Origin of the sequence: Streptomyces cacaoi (assembly GCF_006539165.1) — a bacterium.
In the GTDB taxonomy this organism is placed as follows: Bacteria; Actinomycetota; Actinomycetes; order Streptomycetales; family Streptomycetaceae; genus Streptomyces; species Streptomyces cacaoi.
Window position 1 is genome coordinate 209,529 of record NZ_BJMM01000002.1, and the last position, 21,927, is coordinate 231,455.

At 73.8% G+C, this 21,927-nt stretch carries 11 protein-coding genes; 7 read left to right on the plus strand and 4 right to left on the minus strand.

The annotated features are described in order from the left end of the window. Window positions 1-123 precede the first annotated feature (123 nt). Window positions 124-1,143: a diiron oxygenase gene (locus SCA03_RS01390; RefSeq protein ID WP_158102289.1), complete on the minus strand. Its 1,020-nt coding sequence runs from the start codon at window positions 1,141-1,143 to the stop codon at window positions 124-126. Window positions 1,144-1,601: 458 nt separating this feature from the next. On the opposite strand from SCA03_RS01390, the gene SCA03_RS01395 reads away from it, so the two are divergent. From SCA03_RS01395 to mce, 6 genes are all read left to right on the plus strand, one after another. Further along, entirely contained in the window at window positions 1,602-3,116 is a 1,515-nt protein-coding gene (locus tag SCA03_RS01395) for an amino acid adenylation domain-containing protein (RefSeq protein ID WP_159787805.1), read from the plus strand. 76 nt (window positions 3,117-3,192) lie between these two features. Further along, entirely contained in the window at window positions 3,193-6,231 is a 3,039-nt protein-coding gene (locus SCA03_RS01400; protein WP_158102287.1) for a condensation domain-containing protein, read from the plus strand. Window positions 6,232-6,408: 177 nt separating this feature from the next. Further along, complete coding sequence (ccrA, locus tag SCA03_RS01405) at window positions 6,409-7,725, plus strand: crotonyl-CoA carboxylase/reductase (protein ID WP_030878165.1); 1,317 nt, start codon at window positions 6,409-6,411, stop codon at window positions 7,723-7,725. A gap of 278 nt (window positions 7,726-8,003) precedes the next feature. Beyond that, the gene (locus tag SCA03_RS01410; protein ID WP_086815436.1) at window positions 8,004-12,749 is read left to right on the plus strand and encodes a non-ribosomal peptide synthetase; all 4,746 of its coding nucleotides are present in this window, start codon (window positions 8,004-8,006) and stop codon (window positions 12,747-12,749) included. Further along, the gene (locus tag SCA03_RS01415) at window positions 12,742-14,184 is read left to right on the plus strand and encodes a methylmalonyl-CoA mutase family protein (RefSeq protein ID WP_086815435.1); all 1,443 of its coding nucleotides are present in this window, start codon (window positions 12,742-12,744) and stop codon (window positions 14,182-14,184) included. Before SCA03_RS01410 ends, SCA03_RS01415 begins: the two co-directional genes overlap by 8 nt. A gap of 68 nt (window positions 14,185-14,252) precedes the next feature. Continuing rightward, window positions 14,253-14,708 (plus strand): methylmalonyl-CoA epimerase, encoded by a 456-nt coding sequence (gene mce / locus SCA03_RS01420; RefSeq protein ID WP_030890453.1) that lies wholly within the window; start codon window positions 14,253-14,255, stop codon window positions 14,706-14,708. 6 nt (window positions 14,709-14,714) lie between these two features. Here the strand turns inward: mce and SCA03_RS01425 are convergent, their stop codons facing one another. After that, the gene (locus SCA03_RS01425) at window positions 14,715-16,211 is read right to left on the minus strand and encodes a YfcC family protein (RefSeq protein WP_030878178.1); all 1,497 of its coding nucleotides are present in this window, start codon (window positions 16,209-16,211) and stop codon (window positions 14,715-14,717) included. A gap of 347 nt (window positions 16,212-16,558) precedes the next feature. Here SCA03_RS01425 and SCA03_RS01435 point away from each other — a divergent pair, with 347 nt between their 5' ends. After that, a complete protein-coding gene (locus tag SCA03_RS01435) occupies window positions 16,559-18,592 on the plus strand; it encodes a CocE/NonD family hydrolase (RefSeq protein WP_141275167.1) in 2,034 nt (677 codons plus the stop codon). 75 nt (window positions 18,593-18,667) lie between these two features. On the opposite strand, the gene SCA03_RS01440 is transcribed toward SCA03_RS01435, so the two are convergent. Both SCA03_RS01440 and SCA03_RS01445 read right to left on the minus strand, forming a co-directional pair. Next, window positions 18,668-20,491: a glycoside hydrolase family 3 protein gene (locus tag SCA03_RS01440; RefSeq protein ID WP_030878183.1), complete on the minus strand. Its 1,824-nt coding sequence runs from the start codon at window positions 20,489-20,491 to the stop codon at window positions 18,668-18,670. 80 nt (window positions 20,492-20,571) lie between these two features. Next, window positions 20,572-21,858: an MFS transporter gene (locus tag SCA03_RS01445; RefSeq protein ID WP_030890445.1), complete on the minus strand. Its 1,287-nt coding sequence runs from the start codon at window positions 21,856-21,858 to the stop codon at window positions 20,572-20,574. Between the last annotated feature and the right edge of the window lie 69 nt (window positions 21,859-21,927).

Genomic DNA, 21,927 nt, shown 5'->3' on the forward strand with positions numbered 1-21,927 from the left:
GGTTCTGTGAGTAACGGTTCCGGTGGGCGGGGGACCGGAGACGGAGGCGGGCGGCGCGCGCGGCGCCGGGGGCCGGCGGGCCGCGGAGCGGGCGGCCGGGCAGCGGGAGCGGGGCGTGTCCGGTCACGGGGCGGCGTGCAGCCTCTCCGGAACGATCAGCCCGGCCTCGGTGAAGCTCTCCTCCACGCCCGGCAGGTCGAAGGCGTCGTGATCGGCGAAGAGGCGGAGCGTCTGCCGGGCGGCGCGGCGCATGTTCGCGAGGACCTCCTGGCGCGGATAGGACTCGGCGACGATCCGCGCGGCCGTCGCGGGCGGCACGTCGCTCGCCAGCAGCGCGGCCTTCACCATCCGCAGATCGGGCTCCAGGCAGGCCAGCACCAGTTCCGGCAGCACCCGCGCGGCGGCGGCGCGGTCGGGAACGCTGAGCGCTCCCCACAGCCGGTTGAAGAACAGCGCGAAGAAGGCGTGGTGGCGGGCCTCGTCGCGGGCGTGGTCGGCGACGACCTCACGGACTCCGGTGACGACGCTGCGGTCGCGCGGCACGTCGCCGAGTATCGAGGTGACGAGGGTTTCGAAGACGACGACCTGGAGCAGCCCGCCCAACCCGGGCCGGAGCCGGTCGAGTTCGGCCTTGGCCGCGTCCAGCCGGTCCAGCACCGGGTCGAAGCTGTAGGGGATGTCGGGTATCCCCGTCTCCCGGGCGACCTGCTGGACCATGTCGAAGCTCATCAGCGAGTGGAACGCCTCGTCGCAGTAGATCTTCCACGCGTCCATGCGGATCGGGCCGGCCACGGCGAACCCGGCCTCGTCCAGGGCGATGCGGTGCGTGGTGCGGTTGACGACCTTGGCTTCGAGGTGGGCCGTGCGGTTCATGTACTCGTACAGGCCGCGGGCCGCCAGCGCGTCGCGGACGGAGGCCGGCATGGCCTGGACGGCTTCGTGCTCCAGGTGCGGCAGCAGAGCGGGGGAGAAGAGCCACTTGCCGTCGTCCCGCTCGTCGTGGAAGAGCCTGCGTGCACTGACCCGTACGCCCGCTCTCTCGTACCAGCCCTGGAATATGTCGTGGTGCCCCATCGAGTCCTCTGCGTGAGTTCGGGTCGGGCCGTTGACCTTGAGGGTGATCCCGTAAGCACTTGCGTACATGCTACGCATCCTCAACTCCCCTTGTACAGGGAGGAGTCGAAGAGCGGCGTCGTCGCACCTCGCGGGGGTGCGCCGGTCCGTCCACCCGGCACGTCCGGCCGTAAGTGGTGCGCGCGCCGTCCGTTGAGGACCGAGCGGCGCCGAATGTGGGCGCCGCGCCGACGGTGATGAATGAAGTGTGAACCCCTTGCGAGCCGTGTGCCGTCCGGAGTAGGGGTGGCGGCCACGCCATGAATTCACCGCGGGAAGCCACCGCTCGGCGGCACCGAAACCGCGGCTCCATGAACTCCCTTATTTCAGGTCATATCCGGGTCATTCGCGCAGCAGAGCGTGTGGGTGTGGTCACGTTCGGCAAGTGCACGTGGCTCTTGACGCGTGCACTGCGCGCAAGTCAGGATGCCGTCTGACCAAGCACAGCGCTCTCAAAAATCAACGATTACTTGACGTGGGAGGGTGTTTTGGCGACGGCGGAGTGCCTGCCCGAGCTCTTCGACCGCACCGCGGAACGGTTTCCGGACGCCGTGGCCGTGACAGGAAAGTCCGGCTCTTTGACCTACGCCGAACTCCGCACCCGAGCAGAGTCACTCGCCCACCGAATTCGCGAGGAGATACCCGGCACCGGTTCCCGTATCGGTATCCGGCTGTCCCGCGACATTTTCGTTCCCGTCGCCGTGCTCGCAGTTCTCAAGTCCGGCAACGCCTATGTGCCGCTCGATCCCGAATACCCCGAGGAGCGGGTCCGGTTCATGGCCGAGGACGCCGAGGTGCGCGCCCTCGTCTCGGACCGCCCCGCCGGCCCCGGCACCCCGGCCGTGCCGCACCTGCCGGTCGCCGGCCCGGACGCCGCGGACCGGCCGGCGGGCGCCGCCCCGCTGCCCGCCGTCGCACCCGGCGATCCGGCCTATGTCATCTACACCTCAGGATCCACCGGCCGCCCGAAAGGCGTGGCCGTGGCGCACGAGAGCGTGCTGGCCCTGCTCGACGGCTGCGCGGGCGTGTTCGACATCGACGAGCACGACGTGTGGACGCTCTTCCACTCCTACTGCTTCGACTTCTCCGTGTGGGAGATGTGGGGCGCCTTCGCCCACGGCAGCCGCCTCGTCGTCGTGGACGCCGACGTCGCCGCCTCGCCGGAGCGGACCGTGCGCCTGCTCGCCGACGAGGGCGTCACCGTCCTCAACCAGGTGCCGTCCGTCTTCCGCACCCTGGCCAGGGTCGCCCGGGACACGGCGCCGCCCGCGCCCCCCGTCCGCCATGTGATCTTCGGTGGTGAACCGCTGGCGCCGCACGGCATGCGCAACTGGCGGGAGGCGTTCGGCCCGGGCACCGTCTTCCACAACATGTACGGCATCACCGAGACCACGGTCTTCGTCACGGCCCACCGCGTACCGGAACACGCGATCGACGGGGACGCCACCCTGCCCATCGGCCTCCCGCTGAAGGGGTACGACACCGTCGTCGTCGACGAGGACGACAAGCCCGTGCCGCCCGGCGGCCAGGGCGAACTCCTCGTCTCCGGCACCGCCGTGGCCCTCGGCTACCTCAACCGGCCGGAGCTGACCGCCGAACGCTTCGTCGAACTCGCCCTGCCGGAGCGGGAGCCCGCGCGCTACTACCGCAGCGGGGACATCGCCCTGCTGCGGCACGACGGGCTGCTCGAACACCTCGGCCGCCGCGACAACCAGGTCAAACTGCACGGCTACCGGATCGAGACCGGCGAGATCGAGACCGTCCTGGCCACCGCCGACGGCGTGCAGGAGGTCGCGGTGGTCGTCGGCACCACCACCGCCGGCCACCAGGTCCTCGTCGCCTTCTACGTGGCGGACGAGAACCTGGACCGCACGCTGCGCAGCACGGCCTTCGGGAAACTGCCGCTGCACATGGTGCCCGTCGGGTACCGGCGCCTCGACGCGCTCCCCCTGTCACCGTCGGGAAAGACGGACCGGACCGCCCTGGAGAGAATGCCGGTCTGAATTCCGGCCCACCCCGTACCGCCGTCGATTCATCAGGGAGTAAGCGGCAGTGGGAAGTTCCGAGTCCGATATACATGTGCTTCCTGCGAGCCGCGCCCAGGAAGCGATCTGGTACGAACAGGAGGCACGCCGGACCGGCAGCAACTGCGGGCATTTCTCCGTCACTCTCCAAGGGTCCGTCCCGGAATCCGCCGTACGGGAGGCGTGCCGTGTCGTGGTGCGCCGGCATCCCGCACTGCGCACCCTTTTCTCTCCCGGGAACGACGGCAGACTGCTGCGCACCGTCCGGCCCGCCGACGACGTATTCCATTGCACAACGGAAGAGCTCCCGGCCCCCGCGGGAAAAGAGATAGCGGCCACCCGTGAATGGGTCCGCAGCCGGTACGGAACCTGTTCCTGGCCGCTGCGCACCGAACCCCCGGCCCGCTTCCACATCCTCCGGCACGGCCCCGGCCGCACCACGCTCGCCGTCGTCGTCCACCACATCGGATTCGACGGCCGCTCGAAATTCCTCTTCGCCCGGGAATTCTCCGCCGCCCTCACCGCGCTGCGCGCCGGCGAGCCCCCCGAGGAGACCCCGCTGGAGGAGCCGGCGGAGACCGGGGAGGAGAGCCCCGGGACGGGCGAGCGGGTCCGGCGCCGCTGGGCGGAGCTGGCGTCGGTGGAGGCCGGCACCCGGCTGCTGCCCGGCGCGGCACCGGCCGGCTCCGTGCCCGGCGGCGAACGGCCGGGCGACGAGGGGCCGGTGCTCACCTCCCCGCGCTTCGACGTACCCGAGGGACCCGCGCTGCGCCGGCTCGCCCGCGCGGGCGGCACCTCGCTGTTCAGCGCCCTCATGGCCTGCACGGCCGCGCAGTTGACCGCGTACGGCAACCCCTGCCCGGCGCTGTCGGTCACCGTCGACTCCAGCACCCCGGACAACCGGCATCTGATCGGGATGCAGGTCAATGTGGTGCCCGTGGCGCTGCCCGTCCGGCCGGACGACACCTTCCACGATCTGCTCAAGACCGCACGCGGCGCCCTGGAACAGGTCGACCTCGTACGCCGGTTGCCCTTCCAGGACCTGGTGCGTGCCGGGCGTGCCCAGGGCGCCGAGGAAACCTGGGGCAGGATCGGGCTGTCCTACCCGCGGGTCCCCGGCGATCTTCCCGGCATCCCCGGGCTCGCGCCGCAGTGGGACTTCTTCGCGCCCAACTTCGCGGCGACCTTCGATGTGACCCTCCAGGTGCGGGCCACCGCCGAGGAGTGCTTCGGCCGCGTCGACTACGTGGACGGCCTGCTCGACGCCGGGAGCGCGGAGCTGATCGGCGCCCATTTCCAGCGCGTGGCACGGGCCTTCACCGACCGGCCGGACACCCCCGTGTCACGGCTCGACCTCCGCGCGGACGCCACCCGCCGTGCGGCACGGACCCGTTGGGAGTCCCCCGCGAGCGCACGCCCGGCCCGCGCCACCGGAGCCCGCGCGTCGGACGCCGAAGAAGCGCCGGCCCGCGCGACCGGAACCCGCGCTGAGGAAGTCGCCGGGGCGGAGGCCGAGGTCCCGGACGCCGTCGTGCGACTGGCCGGGGCCTTACCCGCGGACGCCGACGCCACCGCGGCCGCCGTCGCCACCGCCGTCCACGAGGAGCTGGCCCGCGCCGGTGTACCGCTGCGTGCCCTGGTCGGCTGCGGCGTCCGCGATCCCGCCGACCCCCGGCTGTACGCCACGCTCTGCGCGGTCATCCGCTACGGCGCGGTGCCCGTACTGCCGTCCGGACCGTCCGTACCCGGCGGGCCGGAGGGGACGGAGGGGCCCGACGCCGCCGAGTACCGGGTCGTCTTCCCGGCCGAAGGCTCCGAGGCGGGCCCGCGAGCCGTGCGGTGCCCGGGCGTCGCCGGGTCCGGCGGGGACGACCGGCCGCGGCGCGTGCTCGCGCAGGCCGTCGCGCTCGCGGCACGGCAGGCCCGCGCCGAGGCGGAGGCCGGACGCCGCCCGCGGGTGCTCGCGCTCTCGCCGGTCTCCTCGCGCGGCTTCCTCCAGGAGCTGCTCACCGCCTGGTACGCCCGCGGCACCCTCGTCGTGCCGCCCGGTGACGTCCCGCACGACCCCGAGGAGATCCTCGCCGCCCTCCGGGACGGCGCACACCCGGCGGACCTCGCGCTCGTACCGCCGCCGCTGCTCCAGCCGCTGGCCGCCCGCGCGGTGGCCGGACCCGCGCCCGCACCGCCCGTCACCGTCGTCGTCCCGCACGGCCGTCCCGCCGTCACGGACGAGCTGCACCGGTGGCGCCGCGCCGGTGCCGTCCTGCGCCTCCAGCTCACCGATCCGGACGCCGACGTCGTCGCCGTCGGCGCGCTGACGGAGGACGGCTGGCTGCTCACCGACCGGGTGGACGGCCGCGCACTGCACGCCCGCAGCGCCCACACCGACCACCCGCTGCCCGAGGGCGTCCCGGGCACGCTGTGGCAGGGCGCCCCGGGCACCGACGGCGCGGGGCCGCTCCGTGCGGCCGGGGCCGAGGTCACGCTCCGTGCGGACGGCGCGCTGCTGCTGCACGAGGGCACCGGCGAGGAGCACGTCGGTGCGCTGGAGCGGGCCCTGTGCTCCCTGGAGTCCGTCGGCGAGGCGTGCGTCCTGCCGGGAGCGTGCGAGGACGGCGGCGCGCTCGCGGTCCTGGTGCCCGCGCCGGGACACCGCGTCGACAGCGCCGATCCCGGGTTCCGGCGGATGCTCCACGACGCGCTGGCAGACCAGGAAGTCCCCGGCCGCATCAGGGTGGCCGACCGATGTCCGCGCACCCCGGAGGGGCGGATCGACCGGGAGCGAATCCTCCGGGAGCATCAGGAGAGCCGACTCATGTCCCAGCCACAGCAGCTCACCCCCCTCCAGCAGGCCGTCGCCCGGATGTGGCAGGAGACGCTGGAGAGCGGCGAGCTGGATCTGGACACCAACTTCTTTCTCGCGGGCGGCCATTCGCTGCTGGCCACCAGGGTTCTCACCAAGGTCGCCGAGGAGTTCTCCATCGAGCTGACCTTCCGCGATCTGCTGGAGAACCCCACGGTCGGCGAGTTCAGCGCGGCCGTGGAGCAGGCCATGCTCGATCACCTCCGCGCCGGCGGCGCCGGCAGCCGGTAGCGCCCGGCGCCGGTGGCCCCGGGCCGTCGCGTCCCGTACCGCGGCGGACCGGTGGCCGCCGGTACGACGGGCCGGGACGGGTGCACCCGGCCCGTCGTCCGTCATCGGCCGGCGGTGCCGGCGCGGTGTCCGGTCACGAGGAACCATCCACACTGCTAGGGGGAACACGTGCACAGCATGATCGAAGCCGTTGCCGGGGGAGCTTCCGCCGAGGAGCTGGCGAGCCTTCCGGTTCCCGACGCCTACCTGGCCGCGCACACCCGGGCCGAGGACGCCGCCGACTACGAGGGCAGGCCCACCGAGGAGAAGGACATCCGCAAGACCGTCCACCTGGACGAGGTCCCGATGCCCGAACTCGCCCCCGACGAGGCGCTGGTGGCGGTGATGGCGAGCGCCATCAACTACAACACGGTGTGGTCCGCGCTCTTCGAGCCCCTGTCGACCTTCCGGTTCCTGCCGCAGATGCGCAAGGAAGGGCCGTGGGGCGCCCGGCACGACCAGCCGTACCACGTGCTGGGCTCGGACGCTTCCGGGGTGATCGTCCGCACCGGGAGCGCCGTACGCCGCTGGGCGGTCGGGGACCGCGTGGTGGTCGCCACCGCCTATCTCGACGGCCAGGACCCGGCATCCCAGCAGGACGGCATGCTGGCCGCCGACCAGAAGGCGTGGGGCTTCGAGACCAACTTCGGCGGCCTGGCGCACTTCACCGTCGTCAAGGTGAACCAGCTCATGCCCAAGCCCGCACATCTCACCTGGGAGGAGGCGGCCTGCAACCCGCTGTGCGCGGGCACCGCCTACCGCATGCTGGTCAGCCCGAACGGCGCCGGTATGAAGCAGGGGGACGTCGTCCTCATCTGGGGGGCCACCGGCGGCCTCGGCGGATACGCCGTGCAGTACGTGCGCAACGGCGGCGGCATCCCCGTCGGTGTGGTCGGCTCCGGCGCCAAGGCCGACCTGCTGCGCGATCTGGGCTGCGAAGCGGTCGTCAACCGCAGCGAGTTGACGGCGGCGGCCGAGGGCGCGCCCGAGCAGGAGCAGTGGCGCGAGATGGGCCGGCTGATCCGGCGCCAGGTCGGCGAGGACCCGCACATCGTCTTCGAGCACGTGGGCCGGCAGACGTTCGGCGCCTCGGTCTTCCTGGCCCGCCGCGGCGGCACGGTGGTCACCTGCGGCTCCAGCACCGGCTACATGCACCAGTTCGACAACCGCTATCTGTGGATGAAGCTCAAGCGCATCGTCGGCAGCCACGGCGCCAACTACCAGGAGGCGTACGAGGCCAACCGGCTCATCCAGATGGGCCGGGTCGTCCCCACCCTCTCCGCCGTCTACCCGCTGGAGGAGGTCGCCGAGGCCGCGTACTCGGTGCAGCGCAACGACCACATCGGCAAGGTGGGCGTGCGCGTCCTCGCCCCGGGCGACGACTGCGGCGTCGAGGATCCCGCACTGCGGGAGCGCGTCGGCGAGGAGCGCATCCGCCTCTTCCGCGACCGCTGACGGGCCCTGCGGGCACGGGGGTTCGGGCCGCTGCTGCCGTGCGCAGCACCCCGGCCGACCCGTGCCCGCACACCGGTCCGCGCCCGCACACACCCGCACGCCGGTACCCGCCCGCGCACCGGCACGCGCCCCCGCACGGCACCGCCCGCACCACCTTCGTGCCGTGCGGGGGCGCGCCCGCCGTCCGCCCGCCGCGCCGCCTGAACCGTCCGGCCCCCGCAGCGCGCCCGGCCGCCCCGCCGCTCCGACGGAGCCCGACCCCAAGGACTCAGCACGCCATGCCGCAGCACCGCTCCGCACCGCAGCACCCCGGCACCGCGCCCGCGTGCACGGACACCCCGACCGGCACATCCGGTACCTCCGGCACATCCGGTTCCGGGGACGACCCGGTGAGCCCGCCGCCCCGGGAGCCGACGGCGTCCCCGGCCGAGCCCTCGCCGTCCTCCGCGCCGCTGTCCTCCGCGCAGGCCAGGCTGTGGTTCCTGCACCAGCTGAAGCCCGCGAGCACCGCCTACACCGTGCACCGGTCCGCCACGCTCACCGGGCCGTTGGACCGGGCGGCGCTGGCCGCGGCGGTCGACGCGCTGGTCGCCCGGCACCCGGCGCTGCGCACCACCGTCGAGACCGGCACCGGTACGGAAGCGGACGACGGCACGCCCCGGCGCCGCGTCCACCCGCCCCGACACGGTCTGCTGGACGTCACCGATCTGACGGGGGCCGGGCCCGGACAGGCACGGCGCGCCGCCGAGCGGGAGACGGACCGGGAGGCCCGGCACCGCTTCGACCTCGCCGCCGGCCCGCTGTTCCGGCCCCGGCTGCTGTGCGTGGCCGAGGACGAACACGTCCTCTCGCTCACCTTCCACCACATCGTCGTCGACAGCTGGTCCCTCGGCGTCCTCCAGCGCGACCTCGCCGAGCTGTACCGCGCGGCACGCGAGGGCCGCCCGCCCGAACTGCCCCCGCTCGACGGGGAGTCCGCCGACGGCACGTCCCCGGAGGACGCCGAGGACCCGGAGGCCGCTGCCGGGTACGCGGCGCAGCTCGCCTACTGGGAGAAGCAGCTCGACGGGCTGCCGGAAGCGCTCGACCTGCCCCGGACGGCGGCGCCCGCGGTCGCGCCGGACGAGGCGCGCACGGACGGCGGGGACGAAGCAGACGAAGCAGATGCGGCGCACCGGCCGGACGGAGCGGACGCGGCGGAGCGCCCCGAGGGCCGGGAGTGCCGCTTCGTGCTGCCGGCGGCGACGGCGACCCGGCTGCGGCAGCTGTCGGCGCAGCGCCGCAGCACGCTGTTCATGACGTGCCTGGCCGCTGTGCAGGCCCTGTTGAGCCGGTACACGGGGGCCGAGGACGCCGAGGACGCCAAAGACATCGTGGTGGGCTTTCCCGTCGCCGGGCGGCACAGCAGTCGGCTGCACGACCGGGTGGGCTTCTTCGTCAACTCCCTGCCGGCGCGGACCGACTGCTCCGGTGACCCGTCGTTCGCCACCCTGCTGGGCCGGGTGCGGGAGACGGTGCTGGGCGCGATGGAACACCAACGGGTGCCGTTCGAGGAGCTGGTGGCCCGGTTCGCGCGGCGGCGGGAGGCGGAGGGCAACCCGCTGTTCCAGGTGTGGTTCGATCTGCGGCCGCGTGCCACCCCGCCCCGGCTCGACGGCGTCGACAGCCGGCTCTCCCCGACGAAGGTCACCACCACCAGGTTCGACCTGGAGTTCCACTTCGAGGACACGGGCGGGGAGTTGCTCTGCCACCTCGTCCACCGGCCGGGGGTGTTCGACGAGCCCGTCGTCGCGCGGATGGCCGCGCACTGTCTGCGGCTGCTGGAGCACGTCGCCGCCGAGCCGGAGACCGCGCTCTCGGCGCTGCGGCTCGGCGACGCCGCCGAGGCCGAACTGCTCGACCGGTTCGCCGCCGGCCCGGCGCCCGTACCCGCCGCCGCCCGTCCGCTCGTCGAGGGCTTTCTGGAGCAGGTGCGGGCCCGGCCGCACGCGGTGGCCGTCGAGGACGCCGCCGGAACGGTGGACTACGCCTCCCTGCACGCCCGTTCGGACCGGGTGGCCGGGCTGCTGCGCTCGCGCGGTATCGGCCCCGACGACGTGGTGGCCCTGTGCGCGCCCCGCGGTGCCGGTGCCGTCGCCGCCGTCCTGGGCATCCTCAAGGCCGGCGCCGCCCACCTGCCCGTACAGGCCGACCAGCCGGCCGACCGCGTCGCCTACATGCTGCGCGACGCCGGCGCCGTCCTGGCGCTCGTCGGTGACGGCTGTGCCGAACGGCTCCCGCCGCAGGCGGCGCTGCCGGTGGTCACCCTGGCGGAGGCCGAGGCGTACGCGGAGCCGCGGGACGCGGCCGCCCCGCAGCCGCCGTCCGCCGGGCCCGATCACCTCATGTACGTGCTGTACACCTCCGGTTCGACGGGCCGACCCAAGGGCGTCGCCATGCGGCGCGGTGCCCTGGAGAACCTGGTGCGCTGGCAGCTGGCCGGTGCGCCGGAGCCCTGCCGCACCTTCCACATCACCCCGCAGGGCTTCGACGTCTCCGTCCAGGAGGTGTTCGTGACGCTGCTGTCCGGCGGCACCCTCGTCGTGCCGCCGCCGGACGCCCGCCGCGACCCCGACCTGCTGCACGACGAGGCGGTGCGCCGGGACGTCCGGCGCGTCTTCCTGCCCCCGCTGGTCCTGCACCAGCTCGCCCGCGCGGCGCTGGCCGACGGACGGCCCTCCCCGCTGCGGGAGTTCGTCGTCGCGGGGGACCGGCTGGACCTGCCCGCCGACACGGTGCGTTTCCTGCGGGGTCTGCCCGGCGTCGTCGTCGAGAACCACTACGGCCCCACGGAGACCCATGTCGTCACCGCGCACCGGCTGACCGGGCCGCCCGGCGACTGGCCGGCCCACCCGCCGATCGGCCGGCCCGTCGCCGGTGTGCGGGTGCGGGTGGCCGGCCCGGACCTGCGGCCCGTCCCGCTGGGCGTCCCCGGCGAGTTGATCGCCGAGGGCGCCTGCCTCGCCCGCGGCTACACCGGCGCCGCCGCATCCGGTCAGGACCGTTTCCTGCCCGACCCGCACGGCCCCGGGCGGCTGTACCGCACCGGCGACCTGGCCCGGTGGCGGCCCGACGGCACGCTGGAGCACCTGGGCCGGATCGACGCGCAGATCAAGTTGCGCGGCCACCGCATCGAGCCGGGCGAGGTGGAGGCCGCCCTGCGCTCCCACCGGGCCGTCGCCGACGCGGTGGTGTGCGCCACGGGCGACGAGCCGGCCCTGCGCCACCTGGTCGGCTACGTCGTCCCGGCCGGTGAGCCGCCCGAGGACTGGCACACCGAGCTGACGGGATTTCTGCGCGGCCGCGTCCCCGGGCACATGGTGCCCTCGGTGTTCGTGCCGCTGGACGCGCTGCCGGTCACCCGCACCGGGAAGGTGGACCGCAGGGCCCTGCCCGCACCACCGGCCCGCCCGGCCCGGCGCGGCACCGCACCGGCGGCCCCCCGCGACCGGGTGGAGCGGCTGCTGCTGGAGCAGTGGCGGCAGGCGCTCGGCGACGGCCGGCTCGGCATCCACGACGACTTCTTCGACGCCGGGGGCCACTCGCTGCTGGCGCCCGCGCTCGTCCGGCAGGCCGGCGCCGCACTGGGCGTGCGCCTCGGCGTGCGCGACCTCTTCGAGCAGCCCAGCGTGGCCCGGCTGGCCGCCGTCCTGCGCGACCGGGCGTCCGGCGGCGCACGGCCGGCGGGGGAGACGGGCCCGTCGGCGGAACACCCCCCGGCCGCCGGAGCGGCCGAAGCGGCGTCCGCGGCACGCGCCGAGCGGATGCGCACGGCCACGCTGGGCCCGGGGTTCGCGGTCGCGCCGGACGCCTCGGGTCCGGCGGACGGCACGGCGGAGCCCCTGCTCACCGGCGCGACCGGACTGCTCGGCACCTATCTGCTGGATGTGCTGCTGCGCCGGGGCACCGGCCGGGTGCACTGCCTGGTCCGGGCCGGCAGCGGGCCGGAGGCCCACGCGCGGCTCGTGGACCGGCTGCGTGCCGCCGGCCGCTGGCGTGCGGAGTACGGCGACCGCGTCGTCGCCGTACCGGCCGACCTGTCGGCGCCGGACCTCGGCCTGACCGACGCCGAGCGGGACCGGCTGGCCGACACCGTGGGGGAGATCCACCACTGCGCGGCCGACACCCACGCGCTGCACACCTATGAGCAGGCCGAGCCGGCGAACGTCGGCTCCACCGCGGCGCTGCTGCGGCTGGCGGCCCGCCGGGGCGTGCCCTTCCACTTCGTCTCGACGCTGGCCGTCGCGCCGCGTGACCCGCGGTCGGGACGGTGCGTGGAGGAGTGGGCCGACGGCCGGGTCGATCTGCTGGACTCCGCCGACGTCTGCCACGGTTCACCGGGGTACGTGCAGAGCAAGTGGGTGGCCGAACGGCTCGTCGCGCAGGCGGCGGCGGCCGGGCTGCCCGTCACGGTGCACCGCCTCGCACGGCTCGCGGGCGACCGGGCCACCGGCCGGTATCTGGCCGAGGACGCGCTGTCCGAACTGATCCGCGCGGTGGCCGAGGTGCGGTGCGCCTCCCGGCTGCCGCTGACCGACCTGTGGACGGCCGTGGACGACGCCGCCGAGTGGATCGTCCGGCTCGCCCGCCGCCCCGACCGTCCCCGGGTGCCCGTCTACCACCTCCCGGCCGCGGCCGTCGACCTGCGCACGCTGTGGCGCCAGGTGGAGAGCGCGCCCGGCACGCCCGTGCCCCAACTCGACCACGCACGCTGGACGGAGGTGCTCGCCGACGGCGGCCCCGCCACGGCGAAGGCACAGGGCATCGCCGCACACCTGGCGGACCGCGCGAGCGTGCCGGGGGTGCGCGAGCACCTCATCGGCCAGGGCGCGGCCGTGGACTTCACCCGCGCACAGGAAGCGCTGGGGCCCGGGGCCGACCCGGAACTTCCCGAAACCCTGCTGGCGGCGTTCGTCCGGGCGGCGACGACACCGGACGGCGAGCCCGCCGACGGCGAGACGAAGGAGCAGCCAGACCATGGGTAAACCCGGAGAGTACCCCTTCGACGCCGGGCTGCACCCCGGCGGCTACACCACCCGGCCGTGGACGGTCCGGCAGCTTGCCGGGCTGGGCGACTCCACCGACACCAACACCCGGTTCCGCTATCTGCTGGACGCGGGCGAGACGGGGCTGTCGCTGGCCTTCGACCTGCCCACCCAGATGGGGCTCGACCCCGACCACGAGCTGGCCTCCGGCGAAGTGGGCCGCACCGGCGTCTCGGTGGCCACCGTGGACGATCTGGCCGCCGTCTTCGAGGGCATCCCGCTGGACGAGGTGTCGGTCTCCTTCACCATCAACGCGACGGCGCCGATGATCCTCGCCATGTGGATCGTGGCCGCCGAGGAGTCCGGCTGCGACCCGGCGAAGCTGCGCGGCACGGTGCAGAACGAGATGCTGAAGGAGCATCTGGCCCGCAACGCCGTGGTGTTCGACGTCGCCACGAGCCTGCGCTTCTCCATCGACGTCATCGAGCACTGCGTGCAGCACATGCCGGGAGTCAACCCGGTGTCCCTCTCCGGCGGGCACGCCCGGGAGGCCGGCGCCGAGCGCTCCCTGGAGATCGCCTGCGGTATCGCGGACGCGGAGACCTATCTGGCGGGCATGCTGGAGCGCGGCTGGTCCGTGGACGACGTGGCCCCGCAGTTCAGCTTCATCTTCGGCACCCATATGGAACTCCTCGCCGAGGCCGCGAAGTTCCGCGCGGCCCGGCGGCTGTACGCGACGCGGATGCGCACCCTGCACGGCGCCCGGAACCCCAAGTCGCACAAGATGCGGATCCAGGTCAACACCTTCGGCTCGGCGCTGGCCGCGGGGGAGCCGCTCAACAACGTCGCCCGCACCACCGTGCAGGCGCTGGCCGCCGTGCTGGGCGGGGTGCAGTCGCTGCACGTGTGCTCCTTCGACGAAGCGGTGCAGATCCCCGGCCGGTTGGCGGCCCGCACGGCGCTGCGGATCCAGCAGATCCTGCTGGAGGAGACCGATCTGGTGCGGCACATCGACCCGCTCGGCGGCTCGGAGGCGGTCGAGCGGCTGGCCGAGGAGATCGAGCGGGACGCGGCCGAGTGGCTGGAGCGGATCGCCGACCGCGGCGGCATGCTGGCCGTCATGCGCAGCGGCTGGCTCCAGGCGCAGATCGACGACATGGCCTACCGCGACCCGGGCCCGCAGGTGGGCGTCCGCGACGGTGAGGTCGACGAGTCGGAGCAGCAGCTCCTCGCCGCGCAGCGCCGCACCAGCACGGCGCCCGGCCGGCGGGTGCCCTTCCGGCGCACCGACTGCCCCGAACAGCTCGCCCGTCTGGCGGAGGCCGTCCGCGCCGACCGCAACATCATGCCCGAGCTGATCGAGGCCGTCCGGGCCCGGGCCAGCATCGGCCAGCTGCGCCGGACGATCGAGGACGCGCTCCCGCAGGCCGGCTGACCCGTCCACCGTCCCGTCCGTACCGGTACGCGGGTTCCGGTACGGACGCCCGGCGAAGGAGGAAGAACGTGATCACTCGTATCGACCACATCGGCATCGCGTGCCACGACCTGGACGAGACCGTGGACTTCTACCGCCGCACCTGGGGGCTGGAGGTCCACCACACGCAGGTCATCGAGGAACAGGGCGTCCGGGAGGCGATGCTGCGGGTCAACGGCACCGACGACGGCAACGCCTGCTGGCTCCAGCTCCTGGAGCCGGTGCGGGAGGACTGTGCCGTCGCCACGTGGCTGGAGCGGCACGGGGAGGGCGTCCACCACATCGCGTTCGGCACGCCGGACGTGGACGCCGCTGCCGGCGCCGCGGGCGAGGCGGGCATCCGCGTCGTGTTCGACCCGCCCCGCACCGGCTCCATGGACTCCCGGGTCACCTTTCTGCACCCCAAGGACTGCCACGGCGTCCTCACCGAACTGGTGACCTCCGCCGGCGACCTGGCGCGGCGCGGGGCGCGGCCCGTGGAGTGAGCGCGGTCAGCCGATGACGGTACCCAGCGCGAGGAAGCCGCAGGTCAGCACCGCGATGACGGCCAGCAGCGGGGCGATGAAGCGGATGTAGGTGTTGTAGCCGACCTTGCCCAGCGCGAGCCCGCCCATGAGCACCGCGCTGGTCGGGATGCACATGTTCATGATGCCGTTCGAGGTCGCCCAGGCGGTGACGACCAGCGAGCGGGGCACCTCGGCGAACTGGGCGAGCGGCGCGAGGATCGGCATGGTCAGCGTGGCGTGGCCCGAGGTGCTCGGGATGAGGAAGGCGAGCGGCAGGTTCACCACCCACACCAGGACGGTGAACAGCGCCGAGTCCGTCCCGCTGACCACGCCCTGCACGGCGTTCAGCACGGTGTCGGTGATCTTGGAGTTGTTCATGATCACCGTGATGCCGCGGGCGAGCACCACGACCAGCGCGGGCGCGATGAACTCGCCCATGCCCTTGGTGAGCGTGGCGGTGAAGTTCTGCTCACCGAGCCGGCCGACGAAGCCCACCACCACGGCGGCGATCAGGAACAGCGCGGCCAGCTCGGGGAAGGACCAGCCCAGCTCCCAGGAGTAGGGCGCGGCGTCGGGGTCGCCGGTCAGGGCGCTGGCCCAGGGGATCACCGAGAAGATCATCAGCGCGAACGTGACCACCAGCAGCACCAGGACGGTGGTCTGGCGGCGGGTCAGCCGGTCCGGCTCCGGGGCGCGGGAGGCGTCGATGTCCTTGTCGCCCGGCAGGAATCCGCTGCGCGAGCGGAAGGGGTCCTTGCGCACCCGGCGCGCGTAGCGCAGCACATAGGCGATCGTGACGCCGGTGAGCACCACGAACATGATGGTGCGCAGCACGATCCCGTCGCCGATGGAGACCTTGGCGGCGGACGAGGCCACGCCGATGGAGAACGGGTCGACGGTGGCGGCCAGGATGCCGATGCCGGAGCTGAGCAGGATCGCCGCGCAGGCCACCAGGCGGTCGAAGCCGAGCGCGAGCATCAGCGGGACGATCAGCCCGTAGAAGCCGAGGGTCTCCTCCGACCAGCCCTCGACGGAGCCGAGCAGCGCGAAGACCACCATCACCCCGGCGATCAGCATCCCGCCGCGGTCGCGCAGCCGGTGTGCGAGCCGGCCGATGCCGCGGTCCAGCGCGCCCGTCGCGAACACGACGGTGATGAACGCGCCGATGGCGAGGACGAAGAAGAACACCCCGGCGCTGCCGTAGAGCGCGCCGGAGGCGTCCGGGTCGACGTGCCCGGTCTTCGGGTCCTCCACGCCGTAGAGGCCGTTGACGGGGAAGGTCAGCAGGTCGCCCAGGCGGGACCAGAAGTCCTCGGGCGACGGGATGCGGTGGTACGTCCCCTCGATCGGGTTGCCGTCGCCGTTGCGCTCGTACTCGCCGCTGGGGATGAAGAACGCCGCGATCCACACCGCGACGGTGACCACCGTGAGCACGGTGATGGCGCTGGGAAAGGTGAAGCGGCGGCTGCCCGGCTCGGGCACGGCCGTCCCGGTGCCCCCGGCGCCACCGGCACCGCCCGCGCCGTCGGCGCCTTCGACGCCGCCGGCCCCGCCGCCGGGCGCCGCACCGGCGCCGTCCTCGGGGGCGTCCACCGCGGTGTTCTCTCCCGGCCGCCGGGGTTCGCGGCCGTCTTGACCAGCCGTCACCAAAAGTGCTCCTCGTGCTCGGCACGGGCCGGCGGTCGCACAGCGGCTCCGCCGAGCCGTGAGGGGAGCGGAGGCCGGGAATCCAGGCGGCCCACACAATCGGAATGTGTCGCTCCGCCAAAATATACGGTCACATATGGTCGAGAGCGAACCGAGATGGACTTTCTGTGAGGGATCCCGTCATGCACCACCCCGACCCCGCACCCCGCCCGCACCACCCCGTGCGCGTGCTGCGCCACGTATGGATCCCCATGCGGGACGGCGTACGCCTCGCCGCGCGGGTCTGGCTCCCCGAGGACGTGACGGAGCCGCAGCCCGCGATCCTGGAGTACATCCCGTACCGGAAGAACGACGGCACCGCCTCCCGTGACGTGACCCTCCACGGAGCCTTCGCCCGGGCCGGCTACGCCGCGCTCCGCGTCGACTGCCGCGGCTCCGGCGACTCCGAGGGCGTCATGCTCGACGAGTACCACCAGGACGAACTCGACGACGCCGTCGACATCCTGGCCTGGCTGGAGCAGCAGGAGTGGTGCGACGGGAACGTCGCGATGATCGGCAAGTCCTGGGGAGGCTTCAACGGCCTCCAGGTCGCCGCCATGAACCCGCCGCAGCTCAAGGCCGTCGTCACGGTCTGCTCGACCGACGACCGCTACCACGACGACGTGCACTACCAGGGCGGCGCCGTCCTCGCCTCCGAGATGCTGCCCTGGGCCGCCACCATGCTCTGCTACAACGCCCGCCCCCAGGACCCGGAGGTCTACGGGGACGCCTGGCGCGAGGAGTGGTTCGCGCGGATGGCCCGCACCCCCTCCTACCTCGACACCTGGCTCGGCCACCAGCGCCGGGACGCCTACTGGCGGCACGGTTCCGTCATCGAGAACCCGGAGGCCATCACCGCCGCCGTCCTCACCGTCGGCGGCTGGGCCGACCCCTACCGCGGCGCCGTCCGCCGGCTGCTCGGCGAACTCACCTCCCCGGCCAAGGGGTTGATCGGTCCCTGGGCGCACACCTACCCCCACCAGGCCGAGCCCGGCCCGGCCATGGACTTCATCGGCGAGTGCCTGCGCTGGTTCGGGCGCTACCTGCGCGGCGACGACACCGGCGCCGACCGGCTGCCCGCGCTGCGCGCCTGGATGCCCGACCCCGCGCCGTTCGGCAGCGACAGCGAGGAGCGCCCCGGCCGCTGGGTCGTCGAGGAGGAACTGCCCTCGCCGCACATCCACGCCCGGGAGTTCGCGCTGCGGGGGACCGCCGCGCTGCCGCCCGAGCAGGCCGGCGCCCCCGGCGCACAGCCCGCCGCACAGCTGCGCTCGCCGCTCGCCGTCGGCGCCGCGGCCGGCAACGTCCTCCAGTTCGGCGACCTCGCCGGCCGCCCCGGTGACCAGTCGGCGGACGACGGCCGCTCGCACACCTTCACCTCCGCCCCGCTGACCGAGCGGCTGGAGATCCTGGGCGAGCCGGAGGTCGAGCTGACCGTGTCCGCCGACCGGCCCCGGGCCCAGCTCGCCGTCCGCCTCTGCGAGGTCACCCCGGACGGTGCCTCCCGCCTGGTCACCACCGGGCTGCTGAACCTGACGCACCGCGACTCGCACGCCGAGCCGCAGCCGCTGGAACCGGGCAGGCAGTACCGGGTGACGGTGCCGCTGTTCCTCACCGGGCACGCCTTCGCCGCCGGCAGCAGGGTGCGCGTCTCCGTCTCGGCCTCGTACTGGCCGTGGATGTGGCCCTCGCCCGAACCGGTGACGGTCACCGTGCTCCCGGAGGGCGGCACGCTCCGGCTCCCCGAACGCCCCGCCGACCCGGCCCGGGACGGCGAACCCACGGCGCTGCCCACCCCGGACCCGCCCGCCGCGCTGGACGTCACCGAGGTGCCCGCCACCCGCACCGTGCGGTGGGACCCGGTGGCCCGTGAACAGGTGGTGGAGATGACCTTCTCGGACGGCACCACCGTCGACCTCACCGACGGGCTGACCCGGACCGAGACGGAGCTGAACCGGTTCCGGATCCGGGAGGACGACCCGGCCTCGCCCGTCGTCGAGTGCGAGCGCACCGACGCCATCAGCCGCGGCGGTTGGGACACCGAGGTCCGCACCTACAGCCGGATGACCTCCACGGTGGACGACTTCCACGTCACCAACCGGCTGGTGGCGCTGGAGGGCGGCCGGGAGGTCTTCACCCGCAGCTGGGAGACGACCATTCCGCGCGACGAGGTCTGAGCGTTCCGTCCGGTCCGCCGCGCACACGTTCCGGTGCCCGGCGACCGCCGTCGCCGGGCACCGGACGGGGCTGTATCAGCGCGCCGAGGCGGACTCCGGGGCGTAGGCGAGCCCGTGGCCGCAGCGGTAGAGCGGCGCCGCCGTGTCGAAGGGGACGTCCTCGCGGCTGTCCTCCACGGCCTGCATCGAGGACGGCAGATCGAACGGGAGGCGCCCTCGCGGGGCGCTGCGGCCGAAGACGACGTCCAGCAGGGCGTCGTCCTCGGCGCCGTAGTCGCCGACCAGGGCGTGCGCGCTCCCGGCGACCGCGGTCAGCACCGCCGGGCGCTCCAGATAGACCAGGACGACCGTCGGCACCACGGCGGCGACGGCCCGCACATGCTCCTCGGTCTCCGCCGGGAAGCGCAGATCACCGCCGTGGAACCACTCGTCGAGCGTCCCGCCCCGGTTCTGGTAGGGGGCGTGCAGCCGCAGCAGCGCGACCTCGGCGTCCTCGGGTGCCGCGGCGGGCTCGGCGTACCCGGCCAGTGCCTCGGCCGCGAGGCCCTCCGTGTACACCCGCGTCCCCTCCCGCAGCGGCAGCAGCGGGCCCTTCCCCCGTACCGAGGCGGGGAGTTCGGCGTTCTTCAGCAGCGTCAGGGAGCGCCGCTGGGCCTCGCGCCCCGCGCGGCGCAGCGGTTCGGTGCCGACAGACGTGGCGGCGGCCGCCGCGTCGACCCGGCGGTTCTCGAACAGGCCGAGGCGGAACTTCTCCCGCAGCAGCCGGCGCACGGAGAGGTCGATACGGGCCTCGGTGATCCGCCCGGCGTCCACCAGGTCGAGCACCAGCCCGGTGCAGTCGTCGCCGCCGAACTGGTCGACGCCGGCGTCCAGGGCGCGGGCGAGGCGCTCGGCGGGGGAGAGGTGCTCCAGACCGTAGCCGTGCGCGTCGAAGACGTCGCCCTCCAGCATGGTGGACTCGACGACGTTCCAGTCGGTGCACACGATGCCGTCGAAACGGTGGTGCCCGCGCAACAGGTCCGTCACCACGGGGCGGTTGAACGCGAAGCCGACCTCCTCCCAGCCCGGCACCCCGACCGGCATGCCGTAGTAGGTCATCACCTGGGTCGCGCCGGCCCGGAACGCGGCGTCGAAGGGCAGCTGGTGCAGCCGGGCCAGCCCGCCGGGGTAGACCTGCTCGCGGTGGCGCGGATCGTGCGCGTCCTCGCCGCCCAACTGCGGGCCGCCGCCCGGGAAGTGCTTGACCATGGCGGCGACCGAGGACGGGCCCAGGCCCTCGCCGGGGCCGCGCAGCCCCCGGATGAAGGCGGCCGTCATGGCGGACACCGTGACCGGGTCCTCGCCGAACGTGCCGTACCCGCGTGACCAGCGGGGGTCGGTGAACAGATCGGCCATCGGACCGAGCGCCACCCGGATCCCCAGCGCCAGATACTCCCTGCGCACCACGTCGCCGTACGCCTCGGCCAGCGCCGGGTCGCCGATCGCGCCGATCCCGGTGTGCTCCGGCCAGCGCGACAGCCGCTCGATGGCCTGGCCCGCGGCGGGCGTGGAGAACATGCCGTGCCGCGGGTCGGTCGAGACGGTGACGGGGATGCCGAGCCGGGTCGAGGCGGCCAGCTCCTGGATCTCGTTGTGCCAGTGCGCGATCTCCTGGGGATCGTCGCCGCCCAGGATGTTGAAGTGGGTCAGCCCGCGCTCCAGGACCAGCTCCTCGGCGGTGCGGACGCCGTTGGCCTCGTCCGGGGTGGTGAGCAGCGTGCCGCCGGGGCCGAGCGTGTTGGCGGTGTGGAAGAGCTGGCCGGCCTTCTCCCGGAGGGTCATCCTGCCGAGCAGATCGGTGACGCGCTCCTCGACGGGGCGCTCGGGGTCGAGGTAGGCGGGGCGCTGGTGGTCGTGCATGGGGTGCTCTCTCGAAGGTGGGCCGGGGGCGCGGGTTCCGGGTGCGCGGGTGCGCCGACCGGCAGGGGTGCGTGCGGTGTTCAGCTGCGCCGGACGGGCAGGACGGCGGGGACGGCGAGCAGCGCGACGAGCAGCCCGAAGGCGAACAGCGCCGGGTAGTTGTCGCCGCCGCCGAGGGCCAGCAGGCCGGGCGCTATCAGGGTGATGAGCGAGTACGGCAGGGTCGCGGCGATGTTCATCACGCCGAGGTCCTTGGCCGCGTTGTTCGCGTCGGGGAGGACGTCGGTGGGCAGCGCGATGTCGACGGCGAAGTACACGCCCATGCCGATGCCGACGACGGCCTGGGCGACGAGGAAGCCGGTGACCGAGTGGGCCACGGCCATCAGCCCCATCGCGGCGGCGAGCAGCACGGCCGCGGCGAACACCACGGGCTTGCGGCGGCCGATCCGGTCGGAGATCCGCCCGGCGGGGACGGTGGCGGCGAGGATGAAGACGTTCGCGATCAGGCTGCCGAGGAACACGTAGTGGGTGACGCTGTCCTCGTCCTGGCCAAGGTAGTCGGACAGGTAGTAGGCCATGTACGTGGTGACGGTGGCGTAGCTCGTCCACATCAGGAAGCGGCTCAGCCAGGCCCAGCCGAAGTCGGGGAAGCGCACCGGGTTGGTCCACAGGAAGCCGAGGAGTTCCCTGGCACGCATCGCGGGCACCTGCGCCCTGGCGATCCGGCGGTCCCGGCCGTACAGCAGGAACGGCACGATGAGCGCCGCACCGATCAGGCCCGGGACGAGGAGGATCGCCACGGTGGAGGCGTTCAGCGCGTCCACCAGATAGGTGCCGCCGAGGGTGGCCAGCGGGTTGGCGAGGGCCAGCACGCCGGAGGCGAAGCCCAGTTGGCGCTCCGGGACCTGGTCGGCCAGGGCCCCGTAGACGGCGGCGACCAGCGCGTTGTAGAAGCACTGGGCGAGACACCAGCCCACCACGACCTGCCAGGTGGCGGACGCGTAGGCGATGACGGCGAGCCCGGCCAGGCCGCCGAGGGTGCCGATGACCATCCACGGCCGCCGGGCGCCGAACCGGGAGGTGGTGCGGTCGGAGAAGAGCCCGAAGAGCGGATTGGCGACCAGCGCGACCAGGGCGCCCAGGCCCAGCGCCAGGGAGAGCGCGCCGACCTTCCCCGTGGCGTTCATCCGCTCGACCTTGAGGGCGACGGAGACCAGGGAGGGGACGAGGACGCCCATCCAGGCCCCGAACAGGGCGAGGAAGTGGACGAGGATGAACGAGCCGGGCACGGGCTCCTTGGCAACGGGCGCCGGTGCGCCCTCCTTCGCTGCGGCGCCCGCTGCGGCGTCGTCCGTGGTGGTGGACACAACTCTCCTTCGAGTGACCGGCCTACGCGGCCGGGTGGTGCTGGTGGTGCCGGTGGTGCGCGTCGCCCG

Coding starts and splice junctions, on each gene's coding strand:
- SCA03_RS01415 (WP_086815435.1), top strand. CDS start 12,742: ATGGGTAAACCCGGAGAGTACCCCTTCGACGCCGGGCTGCACCCCGGC.
- SCA03_RS01410 (WP_086815436.1), top strand. CDS start 8,004: ATGCCGCAGCACCGCTCCGCACCGCAGCACCCCGGCACCGCGCCCGCG.
- ccrA (WP_030878165.1), top strand. CDS start 6,409: ATGATCGAAGCCGTTGCCGGGGGAGCTTCCGCCGAGGAGCTGGCGAGC.
- SCA03_RS01435 (WP_141275167.1), top strand. CDS start 16,559: ATGCACCACCCCGACCCCGCACCCCGCCCGCACCACCCCGTGCGCGTG.
- SCA03_RS01390 (WP_158102289.1), bottom strand. CDS start 1,143: ATGTACGCAAGTGCTTACGGGATCACCCTCAAGGTCAACGGCCCGACC.
- SCA03_RS01440 (WP_030878183.1), bottom strand. CDS start 20,491: ATGCACGACCACCAGCGCCCCGCCTACCTCGACCCCGAGCGCCCCGTC.